The sequence below is a fragment of the Acetivibrio straminisolvens JCM 21531 genome, assembly GCF_000521465.1.
In the GTDB taxonomy this organism is placed as follows: Bacteria; Bacillota; Clostridia; order Acetivibrionales; family Acetivibrionaceae; genus Hungateiclostridium; species Hungateiclostridium straminisolvens.
In genome coordinates this window covers 1-17,847 of the sequence record NZ_BAVR01000018.1, presented here as the reverse complement: position 1 = coordinate 17,847, position 17,847 = coordinate 1, and the positions used below count along the sequence as shown (strand labels likewise).

The following is a 17,847-nucleotide window of genomic DNA, read 5'->3' as shown; positions in this document are numbered from 1 at the left end:
TTGAAAATGTCAGAATGCAAAAAAATTGAAGTAATGCAGTCTGTTTATGACAAAAATGACGAAGTGGCATCCCAAATAAATAAGTCTCTAACAAAGAGAGGCATCTATGCCGTCAACGTAATGGGTTCGCCGGGTGCAGGCAAGACCTCCACATTGATTCAAATAATTAAAAGGCTTCAGGGTATTACTCCCTATGTCATTGAAGGAGACATAGAATCGGATTTTGACACTAAGACCCTTCTTTCCCTAGGAGTCAAGACCATACAAATAAACACAGGAGGAGCCTGCCATTTGGATTCGCCGCTGATTGGCAAGGCTGTGGACGACCTCAACATTGAAAAAGGAGTTTTATTCATAGAGAATATCGCAACCTCGTCTGCCCTGCGGAATTTATGATAGGTGAGCACGCAAAAATGCTCATTTCCACTGTAACTGAAGGCAGCGACAAGCCCTATAAATATCCTCTTGCCTTTGAAAAGGCAGATATCATTATTTTAAACAAGTGTGACCTTTTGCCCTATGTCGATTTCAATGAAAGCTTCTTTATTGACGGCATAAGGGCTTTAAACAAAACAGCCCCTGTGATAAAAGTATCCTGCAAAACAGGTGAAGGTTTTGACGAAGTGATGTTATGGATAAACGAAAGAGCAAAAGCATAACAAAGAAAATAACAGTTTCAGGTATAGTTCAGGGGGTCGGTTTCAGACCCTTTGTCTATAATATTGCAAAAAAACACGGGATATTGGGAACCGTACGAAATATCGGAGGTTTGGTGGAAATAATATTACAGTCCTCCGAGGAAAAATATAATGATTTTTTGCAGGATTTAAAGACAAACGCACCTATTGGTTCTGAAATAACCGGTATAGAGACTGAAAACATAAATGAGCGGAAATTTGACGGATTTCGAATCATCGAAAGCGGGAATGATGAAGAAATCTCCATAATTCCGCCGGACCTTCCTGTATGCGAAAGTTGTGAAAGGGAACTATTCATCGGTACCGACAGGCGTTTTCTGAATCCCTTTATCAGCTGTATGTCCTGCGGAGCCAGGTATACTATTATAGAAGAGCTTCCCTATGACAGGCACAACACCACCATGAGGGATTTTGATATGTGCCCTTCCTGCCGGGAAGAATACACATCCCCAAAAAACAGGCGTTTTCATGCCCAAACCATATCCTGCTATGACTGCGGACCTTATTTGATTTTCAACAATCTTACCGATGCCAATGAACTTACTGAAAAGGATGCCTTTGAAGAAGCGGCCAAAATCATAGAGTCCGGTGGAATAATTGCGGTAAAAGGTATAGGGGGCTATCATTTTGCCTGTTCCCCGTTTTTGGAAGATACCGTTTTGAAACTTAGAGAACTAAAGGGCCGTGAGGCAAAGCCCTTTGCAATAATGTTCGAATCGGTGGACTCGATACGCGAATACTGCATTGTGTCCGAAAAAGAAGAAGAACTTTTAAAGTCAAAGGCAAGGCCTATTGTTTTGCTGTATTTAAAAAACGACTCCATGGCCCCTTCCGCTTGCCAAGGCAGCATATACTGCGGAGCTTTTTTACCCTATACCCCGCTTCAAGTGCTGCTTATCAAAAGGTGCGGACCTTTAATTATGACGAGCGCCAATATATCAAATAAGCCCATAATAAAGGACAATCAAGAAATGCTGTCGTTAAAATCGCCCTTGTTAAACGGCGTTTTATACAATAAGCGAAGAATTGTGCGCTCTGTCGACGACTCAGTGTCCAAGGTTATGGACAGCACCCCCCAGCTGATTCGAAGAAGCCGCGGCCATGTCCCCTACCCTGTTTTTTGTCCAAACGATAAAAAGGAACTGCAAATTTTTGCGGCGGGAGGCGATTTAAAAGCGTCTTTCTGCTTTATAAGAACGGAAATGCAGTAATGTCCCAATACTTTGGTGATTTGGAAGAAAGGACGGTACTGGAGAGGTACAAAGCTTCAGTCAAGGATCTATGTCATATGTTAAAAATCACTCCCGATATTGCAGTTTGCGATATGCATCCCAACTATCACTCGTCCAAATTTGCCGAAAGCCTTGGCATTCCGCTGATATACGTCCAGCATCATCATGCGCATATTGCATCGGTTATGGCAGAGCATCATTTAGACGGACAGGTTATCGGCGTCGCTTTTGACGGAACGGGGTATGGTACCGACGGGCAAATATGGGGCGGTGAATTTTTAGTCTGTGAAGGTGCAGAGTTTAAACGGGCGGCCCATCTTCGCTACACTCCGATTTTGGGCGGTGATGCCTCCATGCGGGATGCAGCCAAAACCGCTGTTTGCTTTTTACTAAGCTCGAACCTTGACAAATATATAAAGGACGAGCGCAAAGATATAATAAAGGCTGCTTTGAAGAATAATATCAATACCGTACTCACCTCAAGTATGGGAAGATTGTTTGATGCAGTTTCATCCCTTTTGGGAATCCGGCATGAAAACAGCTATGAGGGAGAATGTGCAGCAATGCTGGAAAAAGAGGCTGTTTTGGCATTAAGGAAAGGAACAGAGCCTAAAAATATGGCCTTTGAAATTAAGCAAAAAAGTGATTTAATAGAAATAGACCCAAAACCGGTATTCGAATCCCTTTGCCATCATAGATACAGTGCAGGCATAGGTTCTCTTGCCCTGGGCTTTCATTATGCCGTTGCGGATATGATATTAGAGGTATGTGAGATAATACGTAAAGAGCAGAATATTAATACTGTCGCCCTAAGCGGCGGTGTATTTCAAAATACTGTACTGATGGAACGAGCGCTTAAGATTTTGAGGGATAAACACTTTAAGGTATACTACAATGTGTCCGTTCCGCCCAATGACGGTTCGATTGGTCTGGGACAGACCTTTATTGGATTGGAGAGGTGATAAACATGTGTGTTGCAGTACCCGGTAAAATAGTAGAAATTAATGGAGATACGGCAAAAGTCGACATCCTCGGGAATATTTACGAAGCAAACATCAAACTGGTTTCGGCTAAAATTGGAGATTATGTGCTTATTCATGCGGGCTGTGCCATTGAGGTTCTTAAAAAGGATATGGCAAAAGAAATATTGTCGCTTTTTAATGACCTTGAGGAGGAGCAAAATGAAGACTCTTGAGACTATAAAGAAAGAGCTGAAAGAGTATGACGGAAAAAATATCAGAATAATGGAGGTCTGCGGTACCCACACTTCCAGCATTTTTAAAAACGGAATCCGAAGTCTCATTTCCCCACGTATAAAGCTTATTTCGGGTCCGGGCTGTCCTGTATGTGTAACAGCCTCGTCTTATATCGACAGGCTCGTAGAATACTCTTTAAAGGACAATCACTGTGTTTTGACTTTCGGCGATATGATGAAGGTAAAGGGAAGCGAACTCACCCTTACTGAGTCAAAGGCAATGGGAGGAAATGTTAAAATTCTCTATTCTCCCCTTGGTGCAGTCAAGGTTTCAATGAAAAACCCCGATACCCAATTTGTTTTTGCCGCAGTGGGATTTGAGACCACCATTCCCATTTATGCACTGCTTATTGAAGAAATAATCAAGAATAATATAAAAAATCTAAGGATTATGACATCGCTTAAGACCATTATCCCTGCGATTTCATATATTTGTACAAATGAAAAAAATATAGATGCATTCCTCTGTCCCGGCCATGTCAGTGTTATTATCGGCTCCTCGGTTTACAGCGAAATGGCGTTAAAGTACCGTAAACCTTTTGTGATAGGCGGTTTTGAGGGCGGACATATTATTGCGGCAATCTATGAAATAGTCCGCCAGATTTCAAACAACGAATGCAATATGAAAAATATGTATCAAAGCGCGGTAACGGCCGAAGGAAATGAAAAAGCAAAAGCTTTGATTGACAAGTATTTTGAAGCTGCAGACGATTACTGGCGGGGAATCGGAATAATAGAAGGTTCAGGACTAAAGCTAAGAACAGAATACAAGGATTTTGATGCCGGAAGCACAAGTTCCGAAGATGTTGATGTTACCCCTGCAGGCTGTAAATGTGCTGATGTAATACTGGGAAGAATTACTCCTCAGGAATGCCCTCTGTTTGGCAAAGCCTGCTCTCCGTTAAATGCCGTTGGAGCGTGCATGGTTTCTTCCGAGGGTGCCTGCGGAATCTGGTACAGAAATTGTGAGGTGTAGAGAAATGAAAATAAATATGTCCCACGGCAGCGGCGGAAAGCAGACGGAAGATTTAATAAACCGAATATTCTTAAAGCATTTTGACAACAACATACTAAACAGGCTTGAAGATGCAGCGGTGTTGGATATAAAGGGCAAAATCGCCTATACCACCGATTCCTTTGTCGTGACTCCTCTTTTTTTTAGCGGCGGGGATATTGGAAAACTTGCCGTATGCGGCACAGTAAATGATATTTGCATGATGGGGGCAATTCCAAAATACCTTACCGCAGGCTTTATTATTGAGGAAGGTGCGGAAATTGAAACTATCGATAAGATTGCTTTTTCAATGAAACTCTCGGCAGAAGAAGCTGGAATCAAAATTGTTGCCGGAGATACCAAAGTGATTGAAGGCCAGGGCGGCATTTATATTAATACGTCCGGTATAGGTGAAATAGTAAAAAGCGGCGTCAGTATTTCCAATTGCCAGAAAGGTGATGCCATCATACTTTCAGGCAACTTAGGAGACCACCACGCCGCAATAATGTCGGAGCGAATGGAAATTGAGAACAATATAAAAAGCGACTGTGCTCCGCTCGTTTCAATAGTTAAAAACCTGTTCGACAGCAATATAGAAGTCCATTGTATGAGAGATGTCACCCGGGGCGGGCTTGCAACAGTACTCAACGAGATATCATCCGCTTCAAATTGTGGCGTTGAGATATACGAAGCTGTCCTTCCCATCAGCAATGAAGTCAGAGGACTTTGCAATATTCTTGGACTCGACCCTCTTTATATGGCAAATGAAGGGAAAATGATAGCCGTTGTGCCGGGCAAGCAGGCTAAAACAGCTCTTGAAGTAGTTAGAAAAAGCAGGTACGGTGAAAATGCCCAAATCATCGGCCACATTGTGGACGGAAGCGGAGTTACGATGATTACAACTCTTCAAGGAAGCAGGATATTGGATGTTTTATACGGTGAAGGACTTCCCCGTATTTGTTAAAAAGAAGATGCAAAAGCTCCGGCAGATACTTAAAATTCCTGCCGGAGCTTTAAATGTTTGGGAGATTTAATTATGAATATTTATTTGTGAAGATTTATTTTTAATAGAAAGAATAATTCTGGCTTATGACTCTACAGGAAATTTATCAAGATATTTTAGTAAATATCTTTTTAAAATATTGTAGTCTGTAGAGTTTACCTTACCGTCTCCATTTAAATCCGCAGCTTTCTCGCCATTTTCCACCGGGAAAGTACTAATAAGATTTAAAATATATCTTGACAAAAGTGTGGAATCGGTGGAATTTACTTTGCCGTCACCGTTGAGGTCGCCATACTTGACAGGTACCGCCTGTTCCATTGCAAAGGTAAACCAGTCAACGTTTACAGGTCCTCCAAACACCAAATACACATCATGTTTTCCCGTTACATTATTAATAGTACAGCTTTGCTCTTGATAGGCATTAAAGCCTCCGGTTGCAGCCACTTGCAATGTACCTGCAAGAGTACCCGTCGGACTGTCTAGCCGTATTTCTATTTTGGGAGTACCGGTAGTTGAAGCCATTATTTTAAATGTGTTTGCACCGTTTCCGAAGTTTACATTCTTATATACCATGTAGTCTCCATTTTCAATATATCCCAAACCACTTCCGCCATTTGCGCCCACTACTTGTACAGTGGTGGAATTAGTGGCGTCATAGCTTTCTGTTTCGATCTTCGAAAAAGCATTTCTCTCAACCGGTGTTTCCGGTCCGCTCGAGCCCGCGCCTACAAAGGTTGTAACGCTTTGGGGTTCCAAAGTAACCTGGAAGGTGGTTCCGCTTGCATTTATAGCCGATTCTTTCCTTAGATTCTTCGAGCTTGTAGTAACATATCTATCCCACTTGCGAATGCTTGTGCCGGGTACAGATATATTGATTGTCTTGGCCTCAGTACTTCTATTTATAACCACTGCCACAACACTGTTATCTTTTTTGTTTTTATAAGCAGATAAATATACGTTGTATGTAGGATTTTTTGTTGCGTCAACCCTTACATATCCCGGGCGGACAAACTTCGAGTAATGAGCCATCATATAACCGCGCTTGCTTATAGTACCGTCCTCTTTCATAGGTCCGTAGGATCTTCTGATATACCACCAAACGTATGCCTGGAAATTTCCCTCTACCAAAGCATTGTGCATATTATACGCAACCTCTATTGCCTCAGGCCAGCGGTCTGCCGAATTGCTGTCGCTGTTCGGAACATAAACCTCAGTCATCCAGAGCTCTTTTCCTGCTCCTTTTTGCTGGAATAAAGGATAAGGCATGTTGTTTACAGTAGTGCCGTAAAAATGAGCCCCAAGTATATCCATATTTGCAAGTGCCTGCGGATCGTTTAAAATCGGGTCCGACATATTTTTCAGATATTGGAATGACTCCGGTGCCATAACCCTGCAGTTAATCGAACCGGCATAGTCCTTCATAAAGCGAAGCATTTCCTGAGGAGTCCACCATGTCCACTCATGGGCATAGTCAGGCTCGTTCTGAACTGAAATCGCATATAAATCCACACCATTACTCTTCATGTATGCAACAAAATCGTTAAGATGCTGGGCATACGCCCCATACTTGTCGTATTTAAGCCTTTTTTGATTTGGTACGCCGTTACGGGTAAATGTCTCTACCATATCACTTGGAGGATTCCACGGAGAAGCAAAGACTATTGCTCCATGCTCAATCGCTCTTTTAGCAGTTGCCAATTCTTTTGACCAATTATTTCTGTTCTCGTCCACATGGATTCTCAAAATGGTAAAGCCCAACTGTCCATCCCCATTTCCGAAAGCGTATCCCTCTGTGCGGCCGTCAAGTCAGAAATCCAAACGGGATGGTTCATTCCTCCAAAGCCTCGGATTACTTGTTTTTCTGACGTCAAATTAATCGTTGCAGTTTCTGCCGCCCCTACTGTTACCGTAAAGCAAAAAAGTTGAGTAAAAACAACAAATAAAACAGTAGAGAATAGCAGTAATTTTCTTAATCTACGCATACTATTCCTCCCTATATATATTTTCATCCCTTGAAATTGAGAAGCAAGGGCAAATTGAATACTGTCACTCATGTTACTTATTCGAAAGTAATTTTATTTTTAAGTTCGGAATATAAAATTTAATATCGAAATTAATTTAAAATTTTGATCGGCAATTGAAATTGTACACAAATACACATTTCCATATACAGCAATTCATCTATTATATATAACCTCAAACATCAATAAATGGTTTGCAGAATAATATATATCTATAAAATGCGTATACTTTTATTTTAGACTGTTTATACTTTTGCGTCTGTATTTTTAGGTCTAAAAGATTATATATAATTTACTTTTTAACAATAGACATAGTATAATAATGGTAATTAGTATAAACATTCTTTAAGGAGGAACGAAAATGGGTAGTAAAGCATTCAAATCACTATTACGTGCCACCTTTTTACTTTTCTTAACAGCAGTAATTACAGGTTGTTCAATTCCCGTCAGAAGCCAACTTAATGAGAATATAAATATAGAACAGCCAATTCAAAAACAAACAATTAATGAAGCGGATACTAATGAAACTTACATTGATGAAGCAGATATTAATGAAGCAAAAGCTGTACTGGAAAAACACTTTAAAGCGATAATGGAAGGAGATTTTGAAACTTATAAAAGCACCTTGGGAGCTTATCAAGATCCTTTCGTACAGCAAGATTTTATAGAAGAAAGATTTAGTAAACCAAATGATATCGAACTGCTTGAAATTTCGCATCCCGGCAAATATATAAGAGATACTGTTCCACAAAGTTATTTTCACTATTTTGACAGAAAACCATATAAAGTAATCACATTTCATGTTGTATACAAAGGTGCTATGGATTCAGCTGAAGCAAGCTACAGCAGCAATACAATCGACAAAGACTACATATTGATAAAAGACACGTCTGATAGCGAATGGAAAATACATGACTGGGGAGTATAAAACTATTTTTACACCAACCGATGCTCAAAAGAATAATATAGCATTGTGAACTACTTTACCGGAGGCGATTTATTCAATGCAATATGCAATAATGCCTGTAGCGCCCGGACAGCATCGGTTGCCACCTCTGCCCTACCCTTACAATGCGTTGGAGCCTGTAATCAGCGAAGAGACTTTAAGAATTCATCACGACATGCACCACAAAGCTTACGTCGATGGCCTGAACAGGGCAGAAATCAGCCTAGTGGAAGCGCGGAAAAATAATGATTTCAAATATATAAAATACTGGGAAAATCAGCTGGCCTTCAATGGCTCAGGACATATTCTCCACAGTATATTCTGGACTGTCATGGCACCTCCGGGAACAGGAGGGCAGCCCGGCATGCGCACCTTAAGCCAGATAAACAGCTATTTCGGAAGCTTTAACTCCTTCAAAGAGCAATTCAAAAGCGCAACTGAAAATGTGGAAGCATCAGGGTGGGGAATTTTGACCTGGCAGCCGACATGGAGACGGCTTGAGATTTTGCAAGCAGAAAAGCATCAGAATTTGACCCAGTGGAGCGGAATCCCGATTCTTGTATGTGATGTCTGGGAACACGCCTACTATCTGGATTACCAAAACAGGCGAAAGGAATATATAAACCGGTGGTGGAACTTAATCAACTGGCATGAAGTTGAAAGACGCCTTCTTTTAGCAATGAACGGTCAGGTACCCCTTACTCTGATGAACAATTTTTGGTTGGCTTAAATCATTCAACAGTCAGAAGAACACTTTCTTCTGACTTTCTTTTTGACCTCTTGAAATGAAAGGAGCAAAAGCCAAAGGACTCGATGTCTCGAGCTTCTATTGTAACACAATTTACATAAATTAATATACTATAATATCAGTCTATTTATGGAGGTGACACCTTATGTTCTCATATTATCAAAGGCAGTGTCCCGCAGGTTTTGTTCCCTATACGATAAAAGCCGGGGATACTTTGGCCGCCATAGCAAGAACATATGGAGCCACTGTACAGGATATTATTAATACAAACCCGGATATTAATCCCTATTCTTTAAGAATCGGCCAGCAAATATGTATTCCGCTAACTTTACAAATATATCCTTCATGCCCAACAACAAATTATTATGTTGTAAGGCCGGAAGATACCTTAGACTCAATAGCAGCTTACTTTAATATAACTCCCCTGCAGCTTTTGTATTCAAACTACGGAATTGATCTCAACGACTTGTATGTGGATCAAATTTTATGCATACCTGTAGCTCCTCCTCCCATCACTGTCAATGTAAATGTAGCAGAACGAACCCTTACGGTATACCGCGACAGAAGCGTTTACAGAACATACAGAATTGCATTGGAAAATCCGGCGTCACCCATTCCAAGGGGAAGATTTACGGTTCTAAACAAACAGGTTGATCCGGGAGTTGAGATGGGAGCAAGGTGGATAGGTCTGTCTGAAGCAGGTTTTGGGATTCACGGTACAAACACACCGGAATTCATTGATGTTGTCTCAACCAGCAACAGTATTGTAATGTCCAATAAGGACATAAGCGAGCTGTTTAATCTTGTGCCTGTAGGAACAACTGTAACCGTATCCTGACTACTGAAATTTAATTCAAAAGAGGTGAATGAAATATGTATTCGGATTTTAACCGTCAATGCCCTGCCGGCACCACATCCTACACTGTGCGTGCAGGGGATACCCTTTATCTTATTGCTAACAGATTCAACACCACTGTACAAGCAATACTTGCTGCCAATCCAGGTATTGTTCCGGAAAGGCTCTACATAGGCCAGGTAATTTGCATACCCTATGTACAGCCGCCACAACCTGCATGCCCTCCTGGTTCAACTGCTTATGTAATAAAAAGCGGAGACACTTTAGCAGCCATTGCGACAAAATTCAACACCACTGTGCAAGTTCTGCTTGATGCAAACCCCGGTATTATTCCTGAAAGGCTTTATGTAGGCCAAGTAATCTGTATCCCTCAACCAAGCTCCTCATGCCCTATCGGTACATCTCCTTATGAAATAAAAAGCGGAGATACCTTATCAAACATAGCCGTAAAGTTCAATACCACCGTTGAGGAAATACTGTATACCAATCCCGGCATTGTTCCCGAAAAGCTTTATGTAGGACAGATAATTTGCATCCCTCAGCCAAAATCAGAAAATCCCGGGTGCCCTACAATGAACTATTATGTTATCCGCAGAGGAGATACCTTGGCGCTTATAGCAAAAATATTCAACGTAACAGTACAGCAGCTTATAAATGCGAATCCCGGAATAAATCCCAATGCCCTTTATGTCGGACAGGTAATATGCATACCTGTAGCTCCATCCCCCGTAAGAATTATAATAAGCATAGCAGCCAAAACCCTCTCACTGTACCGTAATGGAAGATTAATAAAGTCATATCCTGTGGCAACAGGCAAACCGACAACTCCTACACCTAAGGGAACATTTACAATAATAAATAAGCAGGTTAATCCCGGAGGACCGTTCGGAACACGCTGGATGGGACTGTCAGCACCCCACTACGGCATCCACGGAACCAACAATCCCGCTTCCATTGGAACAGCTGCCTCCAACGGATGTGTGAGAATGTATAATGCCGATGTTAATGAACTCTTTAATCAAGTTCCGGTTGGTACAATAGTAAATATTTACTAAACAAAGATAAAAATAAAGAAAAAGGCTGGCTATAATTTTAATAATATAACCTGCCCTAAAACTTTTGCAGTACTAAATTATCTCCCATTATATACTAACCCTTTATTGCACTCCAGCCGATATTTTTATACATTGCTGATGGTTTGTATCCACTTTTCCGTCATTATGCCTTGTACTGTTGTAGAAATGTATGTCAAAGTGTCCGTCAATACCATTACCTTTAATATAGTCATGATTTGTGCCTGCGCCATAATCTCCGCTTCTCCACGATGTCCAAACTCCACCCGGAGCACTGTCATTTCCCGCATGCGGCATTGCAGTCATGCTGGCAGCAATCTTTCTTCCATTGTATTTGATTATCACAGGTCTTCTTACCCAGCTGAAGCCTCCCCATATTTCCTTCATAATGTTGGTATCCTTTACGGTAAGAGTTTCACAGTCTGCATGGTTTGAACCTGCTGTACGTTTTGCGAAAAAGGATTTGCTGTATAGAAATCCACTACCTCAAAAGTGCTTCCTCTTGGGATTACATACTGTGCTTCCGTCCACCAATCCAAAAGTTCTCCATACTTTGCACCGGGTGTGCTTTTTACAGGTACATTATGTACCGGAATTTTCAATTTCTGCCCGATATTAAGTACCGTTGAAGAATTGATATTATTCGCATCCATCAGCTCGTTTGCAGGAATTCCAAACTTTTCTGCAATACTCCATGCGCTATCGCCTTTTTGAACTGTATAACTTGTGTAAGTAATATATGGACCGCTTGGGGTGTTGCCTGAAGTATTGTTTGAATTGTTGTTTTGCGTTGCAGGAGCCTGTGATATGCTTGTTACAGGTATTTTTATTACCTGTCCTATGTCAAGATAACTTTTGTCGTTGGCGCCATTTAGTTTTAGCAGTTCCGTAAAGTTTACCTTGAATTTCTGGCTTATAGTCCAATAAGTATCTCCTTTTTGCACAGTATAATTTGCTGTACCGGGAAGGATTACTTTATCTCCGACACGAAGCATCGAATTGTCATTTGCATTGTTCAGTAACAGCATATCTCGAAAATTTATTCCATATTTTTGACTTATATTCCAATAAGTATCCCCGGATTGGACTATATGCACCAATTGGTCTTTAATCGGAAGTACTATTGTCTGTCCCGGATACAACACCGTATTCTCATTTGCATTGTTTGCCGTTAAGAGACTGGTGGTAGAAATATTATACTTTTGACCTATCTTCCAGAACGTATCGCCGGATTGTACTTTGTAATCAACATTCTGAGCAAAAGCAAATCCTGCACTTCCCGTCATGATACCTAAGCTCAAGGCCCCACAAATTATAGTTTTCTTAAGTCCCATTTTAATTAAATCCCCCTTGATAGTGTATAGTTTGCTTTAATATATGCTTCTTAAGTTTACATAAAAAAGTATTCGACTTCCAACAATGAAATCCTTTGTGTAAATTGTGGCAAGTAAATTTAAGGAATTTAAGAAATTTAAAAAATTTAGTTAAAAATTTATCAAATTATGAAGACAAGATTCGATCCCTCAGCTATAATATATAGGGTGGGAAATAAAAGCCCATTCACAAAAATTCCATCATTTAATTTTAATGCAAAAAGATAGCTTATAAAATTTATGAAATGTATTTTTTGAGGTGAAGAAAATGAAAACATTAGAAGGTCATAATCGCATTAAAGTGACTGTTAATGGTCGTGAAATGGAGGTATATGACAACCTCACCATCCTCCAGGCGTTGCTTCAGGAGGATATACACATTCCGCATCTGTGCTATGACATCAGACTTGAGAGGTCAAACGGCAATTGCGGATTGTGTGTTGTTACCTTAATCTCCCCTGATGGAGAAAGAGATGTCAAAGCATGTCAGACTCCCATCAAGGAAGGTATGGTGATATGCACCAACAGTGCCAAACTTGAAAACTATAGAAAAATACGCTTAGAACAGCTCCTTTCCGATCACAATGCGGACTGTGTTGCTCCCTGCGTAATGACATGCCCTGCAAACATTGACATTTAATCATATCTGCGCCATGTAGGCAACGGAGACTTTGAAGCTGCCATCCGTGTCATTAAAGAAAGGAATCCTTTCCCCGTTGTATGCGGCCGTGTTTGTCCTCATCCTTGTGAATCCCAATGCCGCCGCAACCTTGTGGATTCTCCCGTTGCAATCAACTATGTCAAGAGATTTGCAGCTGACTGGGATATGGCTCAGCCTCAGTCATGGACTCCTGTAAAGAATCCTCCAACGGGCAAGAAAATTGCTATAGTAGGAGCCGGTCCTTCAGGTCTTTCTGCTGCATATTACAGTGCTATTAAAGGCCATGATGTGACAGTTTTCGAGCGTCAGCCTCATCCCGGAGGAATGATGAGATACGGTATACCCGAATATCGTCTTCCAAAAGCTACTCTCGACAAAGAAATTGAGCTTATAAAAAATCTCGGTGTAAAAATTATGACTGAGAAGGCTTTAGGAACCCATATTCATCTTGAAGACCTTCACAAGGATTTTGATGCCGTTTATCTTGCAATAGGTTCATGGCAGGCAACCCCGATGCATATTGAAGGTGAAAAGCTTGAAGGTGTATGGCAGGTATAAACTATCTTGAGCAGGTGACAAAAAACGTTGATATTCCTTTAGGAGACAATGTTGTGGTAATCGGAGGCGGAAATACAGCCATCGACTGTGCCCGTACAGCTCTTAGAAAAGGAGCAAAATCTGTAAAGCTCGTATACCGCCGTACCCGTGAGGAAATGCCGGCAGAGCCCTACGAAGTGGAAGAAGCTATTCATGAAGGTGTTGAAATGATCTTCTTGATGGCACCTACCAAAATTGTCTTAAAAGACGGCAAAAAGAAGCTTATATGTATTCGTATGCAGCTCGGAGAACCGGACCGTTCCGGCCGTCGCCGCCCGGTTCCTATTGAAGGAAGCGAAATTGAGATTGATGCAGATACAATAATCGGTGCCATAGGTCAAAGTACCAACACCCAGTTCCTCTACAACGACCTTCCGGTAAAACTCAACAAATGGGGAGATATCGAAGTCAATGGCAAGACCTTACAGACTTCCGAGTACAATATATTTGCCGGAGGTGACTGTGTAACAGGCCCCGCAACGGTAATTCAGGCTGTTGCCGCAGGCCGTCAGGCAGCCGAATCCATGGATAGTTTCCTGATGAAGGGTTATATCAAAGAAGGAAATATAGACTACAGCTGCAGCCGCGGTTCCATGGAAGATCTTCCGAAATGGGAATTCCGTGAGATACCGAAAGTTGCCCGTGCAACAATGCCCTCAATCTCTCTTGCTGAACGTAAAAACAACTTTAATGAAGTTGAATTGGGTCTTGCTGAAGAAACTGCAAGAAAAGAAGCGCGCCGTTGTCTCAAATGCGGATGTAGTGCTCGTTTCACCTGCGACTTAAGAAAAGAAGCAAGTATGCATGGCATAGTTTACGAAGAACCGGTTCACGAGCGTCCATATATTCCAAAGGTAGATGACCACCCATTCATCGTTCGCGATCATAACAAGTGTATTTCCTGCGGACGCTGTATCGCTGCATGTGCTGAGATTGAAGGTCCGGGTGTTCTCACCTTCTATATGAAAAACGGCCGTCAGCTTGTAGGTACAAAAAGCGGTCTTCCTCTCAGAGAAACCGATTGCGTAAGCTGCGGTCAGTGTGTTACTGCTTGTCCGTGCGCTGCCCTCGACTATCGCCGTGAGAGAGGAAAAGTGGTAAGGGCAATCAACAATCCCAAAAAGACTGTTGTCGGATTTGTTGCGCCGGCTGTTCGCAGCCTTATTTCCAATACCTTTGGTGTTTCACATGAGGAAGCATCTCCGTTTATGGCAGGACTCCTTAAAAAGCTTGGTTTTGACAAGGTATTTGACTTTACGTTTGCTGCAGACCTGACCATTGTGGAGGAAACCACAGAGTTCCTTTCAAGGGTTCAAAACAAGGGTGTAATGCCTCAATTTACATCCTGCTGCCCGGGATGGATCAATTTTGTTGAAAAGAGATATCCTGAAATAATTCCTCACCTTTCCACCTGCAAATCACCGCAGATGATGATGGGTGCAACTGTTAAAAATCACTATGCAAAGCTTATGGGATTAAATAAAGAGGACCTCTTTGTGGTATCCATAGTTCCATGTCTTGCAAAGAAATATGAAGCTGCACGTCCGGAGTTTGCTCCCGATGGCATCCGTGATGTGGACGCAGTTCTTACAACCACAGAAATGCTTGAAATGATGGAACTTGCAGACATCAAGCCTTCGGAAATAGAACCTCAGGAATTTGACGAGCCTTATAAGCAAGTTTCCGGTGCGGGTATACTCTTCGGTGCTTCCGGTGGTGTGGCTGAAGCTGCCCTTCGTATGGCTGTTGAAAAGCTTACCGGAAATGTGCTTACCGATCATCTCGACTTTGAAGAAATCCGCGGCTTTGAAGGCGTAAAAGAATCCACAGTAGATGCGAACGGCACAAAGGTCCGTGTGGCTGTTGTCAGCGGCCTTAAGAATGCTGAACCTATCATTGAGAAAATACTAAACGGCGTTGATGTGGGATATGACCTTATAGAAGTAATGGCGTGCCCCGGTGGATGTATCTGCGGTGCCGGACATCCTGTTCCTGAAAAAGTAGATTCCCTTGAAAGACGCCAGCAAGTTCTTGTGAATATAGACAAAGTTTCAAAATACAGAAAGTCTCAGGAGAATCCGGATATCTTAAGGCTTTACAACGAGTTTTACGGTGAGCCGAATTCTCATCTGGCTCATGAGCTTCTGCATACGCACTATACTCCAAAACACGGTGACAACACCTGCAGCCCTGAACGCAAAAAAGGAACTGCAGCATTTGACGTTCAAGAATTTACAATTTGCATGTGTGAATCCTGTATGCAAAAAGGCGCTGAAAACCTTTACAATGATTTGAGCACAAAAATAAAGCTGTTTAAAATGGATCCGTTTGTTCAGATTAAGACAATCCGATTAAAGGAAAACCATCCGGGCAAAGGCGTGTATATCGCGCTTAACGGCAAACAGATAGAAGAGCCGATGCTCGGCGTTATTCCAAATGACTCCAAATAAAAGCCGTTTGCATATAAAATAGAAATGGACCGGATAAAACCGGTCCTTATTTTTATTTGGCCTCTTGGAATGAAATGAAAGAGGCAAAAGCGAAGGGACTTGATGTCCCGAGCTTTTATTTAAACTGCATATCAAAATTACATATTGGATAATCCCGTGTATTTTAAGCTTTAGGTTATTTACGAATTCTTCATTATAACGTTTTCTATAGCGTCTGCAACATCCTCGCAAGCATCACAGCATTTTTCAAGGTAGTGGAAGGTCATATCCCATCCTGCGATCTCTTTGCAGTCATTGCAATTGCAATACAAATCTCTTGTCGCCTCTGTAAATAGCCGGTCTCCCTCTTCCTCAAGCTGATTGACTTCAATAATTAATTGGTGTAAATCCGGAGACTTTCTGAAATTAATAAACTCACTAAGTGCTGTTTTTAACGAATTGCAGCATTTCACAATAATCTCGGTCATTTTTATGGCCTGCGGGCGGATGCTTTTAACATTATACATATACATACGCATTACTACGTCTTCAATTGAGTCGGTCACATTATCTATTGCATCCGTCAATGCCATGATATCTTCCCTCTCAATAGGAGTTATAAATTCTTTTGCAAGCTTTTTAACCATTATATGCTTGCTTCGTCTCCGCTATGCTCTATAGCGTGCATTTCCTTCATTTTTTCCGGCAATTCTTCCGCCTTGTAATTATTCATAATCTGGTTCAACAAATTTGCCGCCTGGCAAGAATAATCCACCAATTCCACAAATGTGTCAAAATAATATGAATCTTTTTTTCGTGCCATAATCCAAACCTCTTCCTCAAAAATATATTTCCATTACTTTTATAATCCGCGTTAAAAGATGTTCATAAACAGCAATGCCATCAAAAAGCCTATCAATCCGCATCCCGGGAAAGTCAAAATCCATGCTGTCACCATTTCTTTTACCACTCCCCAGTTAACTGAGGATATGCGTTTTGCCGCACCCACACCCATAATAGCTGTCGTCTTGGTATGAGTGGTGCTGACCGGCAAACCGAAAAGTGATGCTATAAACAAGCATATTACGCCTGCAAGGTCGGCAGAAAATCCTTGATACTTTTCAAGTTTGACCATGTCCATTCCCACAGCTTTAATAATTCTGTATCCTCCAATAGAAGTACCTGTGGCCATAACTGCCGAGCAAAGAATAATCATCCAGTTCGGTATGACGAATTCCGTCACTTGTGCTTGTCCCTGCGTTAAAAACATGCCCAGCATAAATACGCCCATAAATTTCTGTCCGTCCTGTGCACCATGCATAAATGCCATACCGGCACTGGATAAAACCTGGGCATTTTTGAAAAAGCCAAAAGTTTTTGACCTGTTGACCCTTCTAAAAAGCTTCTCAACCAGCTTTACAACCGACCATCCCGTTGCAAAACCCAATATCAAGGACAATGCCAAGCCGTAAAGAACATTAACCCATTCATTAAAATTAATACCGCCAAGGCCTTTCTGAAGGGCAATTGCAGCACCGCTTATTCCGGCAATAAGTGCATGGCTCTCGCTGGTTGGAATCCCAAACCACCAGGCAGCCGTCGCCCAAAGCACAATCGCAAAAAGAGCGGCACAAAGGGCTACCAATGCTTTACCGGAATCTCCCCCAAAATCAACCATTTTATAAATGGTCTCTGCTACTCTTGCATTGAGCTTTGTCATAACAAAAACACCAAGAAAGTCAAAAAATGCTGCCATTATTATGGCGGCACGCGGACTTATTGACCGTGTCGAAACACAAGTGGCAATTGCGTTAGGAGCATCAGTCCATCCATTCACCATTATTACTCCCAATGTAAGAATCGTAGTTATAATTAATGGAGGACTTGATATTAAGTGACTTAAAAATTCAGTAAGTGTTACAGTCATATTCCCTCTACTTTCTTTATGTATTACATTATTT

At 41.5% G+C, this 17,847-nt stretch carries 12 protein-coding genes and 4 pseudogenes; 11 read left to right on the top strand and 5 right to left on the bottom strand.

Going from position 1 to position 17,847, the window contains the following annotated elements; translation table 11 throughout:
* Nucleotides 1–6 precede the first annotated feature (6 nt).
* From hypB to hypE, 6 genes and pseudogenes are all read left to right on the top strand, one after another.
* Nucleotides 7–659: pseudogene (hypB, locus tag JCM21531_RS06560) on the top strand (hydrogenase nickel incorporation protein HypB).
* Nucleotides 632–1,909, top strand: a complete 1,278-nt coding sequence (locus tag JCM21531_RS21070; protein ID WP_243467334.1) for a Sua5/YciO/YrdC/YwlC family protein — start codon at nucleotides 632–634, stop codon at nucleotides 1,907–1,909. Before hypB ends, JCM21531_RS21070 begins: the two are co-directional and overlap by 28 nt.
* Nucleotides 1,909–2,892, top strand: a complete 984-nt coding sequence (locus JCM21531_RS21065) for a Kae1-like domain-containing protein (protein ID WP_243467333.1) — start codon at nucleotides 1,909–1,911, stop codon at nucleotides 2,890–2,892. The genes JCM21531_RS21070 and JCM21531_RS21065 overlap by 1 nt, the downstream gene beginning before the upstream one ends.
* A 5-nt stretch (nucleotides 2,893–2,897) precedes the next feature.
* A complete protein-coding gene (locus JCM21531_RS06550; protein ID WP_038288466.1) occupies nucleotides 2,898–3,125 on the top strand; it encodes a HypC/HybG/HupF family hydrogenase formation chaperone in 228 nt (75 codons plus the stop codon).
* Nucleotides 3,112–4,161 (top strand): hydrogenase formation protein HypD, encoded by a 1,050-nt coding sequence (hypD, locus tag JCM21531_RS06545; RefSeq protein ID WP_038288463.1) that lies wholly within the window; start codon nucleotides 3,112–3,114, stop codon nucleotides 4,159–4,161. The genes JCM21531_RS06550 and hypD overlap by 14 nt, the downstream gene beginning before the upstream one ends.
* Before the next feature lie 4 nt (nucleotides 4,162–4,165).
* Nucleotides 4,166–5,143: a hydrogenase expression/formation protein HypE gene (gene hypE, locus JCM21531_RS06540; RefSeq protein WP_038288460.1), complete on the top strand. Its 978-nt coding sequence runs from the start codon at nucleotides 4,166–4,168 to the stop codon at nucleotides 5,141–5,143.
* 123 nt (nucleotides 5,144–5,266) lie between these two features.
* On the opposite strand, the pseudogene xynC reads toward hypE, so the two are convergent.
* Nucleotides 5,267–7,164 (bottom strand): annotated as a pseudogene (gene xynC / locus JCM21531_RS06535) (glucuronoarabinoxylan endo-1,4-beta-xylanase XynC).
* A gap of 400 nt (nucleotides 7,165–7,564) precedes the next feature.
* Between xynC and JCM21531_RS18270 the strand changes: the two are divergent.
* The 4 genes from JCM21531_RS18270 to JCM21531_RS21050 all read left to right on the top strand — a co-directional run bounded on the left by JCM21531_RS18270 (nucleotide 7,565) and on the right by JCM21531_RS21050 (nucleotide 10,808).
* Nucleotides 7,565–8,131, top strand: coding sequence for a DUF4829 domain-containing protein (locus JCM21531_RS18270; protein ID WP_094184748.1), 567 nt, complete (start codon nucleotides 7,565–7,567; stop codon nucleotides 8,129–8,131).
* Between the two features lie 76 nt (nucleotides 8,132–8,207).
* Nucleotides 8,208–8,879 (top strand): superoxide dismutase, encoded by a 672-nt coding sequence (locus tag JCM21531_RS06525; RefSeq protein WP_038288457.1) that lies wholly within the window; start codon nucleotides 8,208–8,210, stop codon nucleotides 8,877–8,879.
* 163 nt (nucleotides 8,880–9,042) lie between these two features.
* Nucleotides 9,043–9,735, top strand: coding sequence for a LysM peptidoglycan-binding domain-containing protein (locus JCM21531_RS06520; RefSeq protein WP_038288455.1), 693 nt, complete (start codon nucleotides 9,043–9,045; stop codon nucleotides 9,733–9,735).
* Between the two features lie 590 nt (nucleotides 9,736–10,325).
* Nucleotides 10,326–10,808 carry a L,D-transpeptidase family protein gene (locus JCM21531_RS21050; protein ID WP_464077809.1) on the top strand — a complete coding sequence of 161 codons (483 nt, stop codon included), beginning with the start codon at nucleotides 10,326–10,328 and terminating at the stop codon, nucleotides 10,806–10,808.
* Nucleotides 10,809–10,910: 102 nt separating this feature from the next.
* Here JCM21531_RS21050 and JCM21531_RS21045 read toward each other — a convergent pair whose 3' ends face one another.
* Together JCM21531_RS21045 and JCM21531_RS06510 are read right to left on the bottom strand one after the other, a co-directional pair.
* Complete coding sequence (locus tag JCM21531_RS21045; protein WP_243467332.1) at nucleotides 10,911–11,213, bottom strand: hypothetical protein; 303 nt, start codon at nucleotides 11,211–11,213, stop codon at nucleotides 10,911–10,913.
* 14 nt (nucleotides 11,214–11,227) lie between these two features.
* On the bottom strand, nucleotides 11,228–12,160 hold the full coding sequence (locus tag JCM21531_RS06510) for a LysM peptidoglycan-binding domain-containing protein (protein ID WP_243467331.1): 933 nt from the start codon (nucleotides 12,158–12,160) through the stop codon (nucleotides 11,228–11,230).
* Nucleotides 12,161–12,467: 307 nt separating this feature from the next.
* Between JCM21531_RS06510 and JCM21531_RS21030 the strand changes: the two are divergent.
* Nucleotides 12,468–15,907, top strand: a pseudogene (locus JCM21531_RS21030) (NAD(P)-binding protein).
* Nucleotides 15,908–16,086: 179 nt separating this feature from the next.
* On the opposite strand, the pseudogene JCM21531_RS06500 reads toward JCM21531_RS21030, so the two are convergent.
* Together JCM21531_RS06500 and JCM21531_RS06495 are read right to left on the bottom strand one after the other, a co-directional pair.
* Nucleotides 16,087–16,709 (bottom strand): annotated as a pseudogene (locus JCM21531_RS06500) (DUF47 domain-containing protein).
* A gap of 51 nt (nucleotides 16,710–16,760) precedes the next feature.
* Nucleotides 16,761–17,813 (bottom strand): inorganic phosphate transporter, encoded by a 1,053-nt coding sequence (locus JCM21531_RS06495; RefSeq protein WP_038288511.1) that lies wholly within the window; start codon nucleotides 17,811–17,813, stop codon nucleotides 16,761–16,763.
* Nucleotides 17,814–17,847 lie beyond the last annotated feature (34 nt).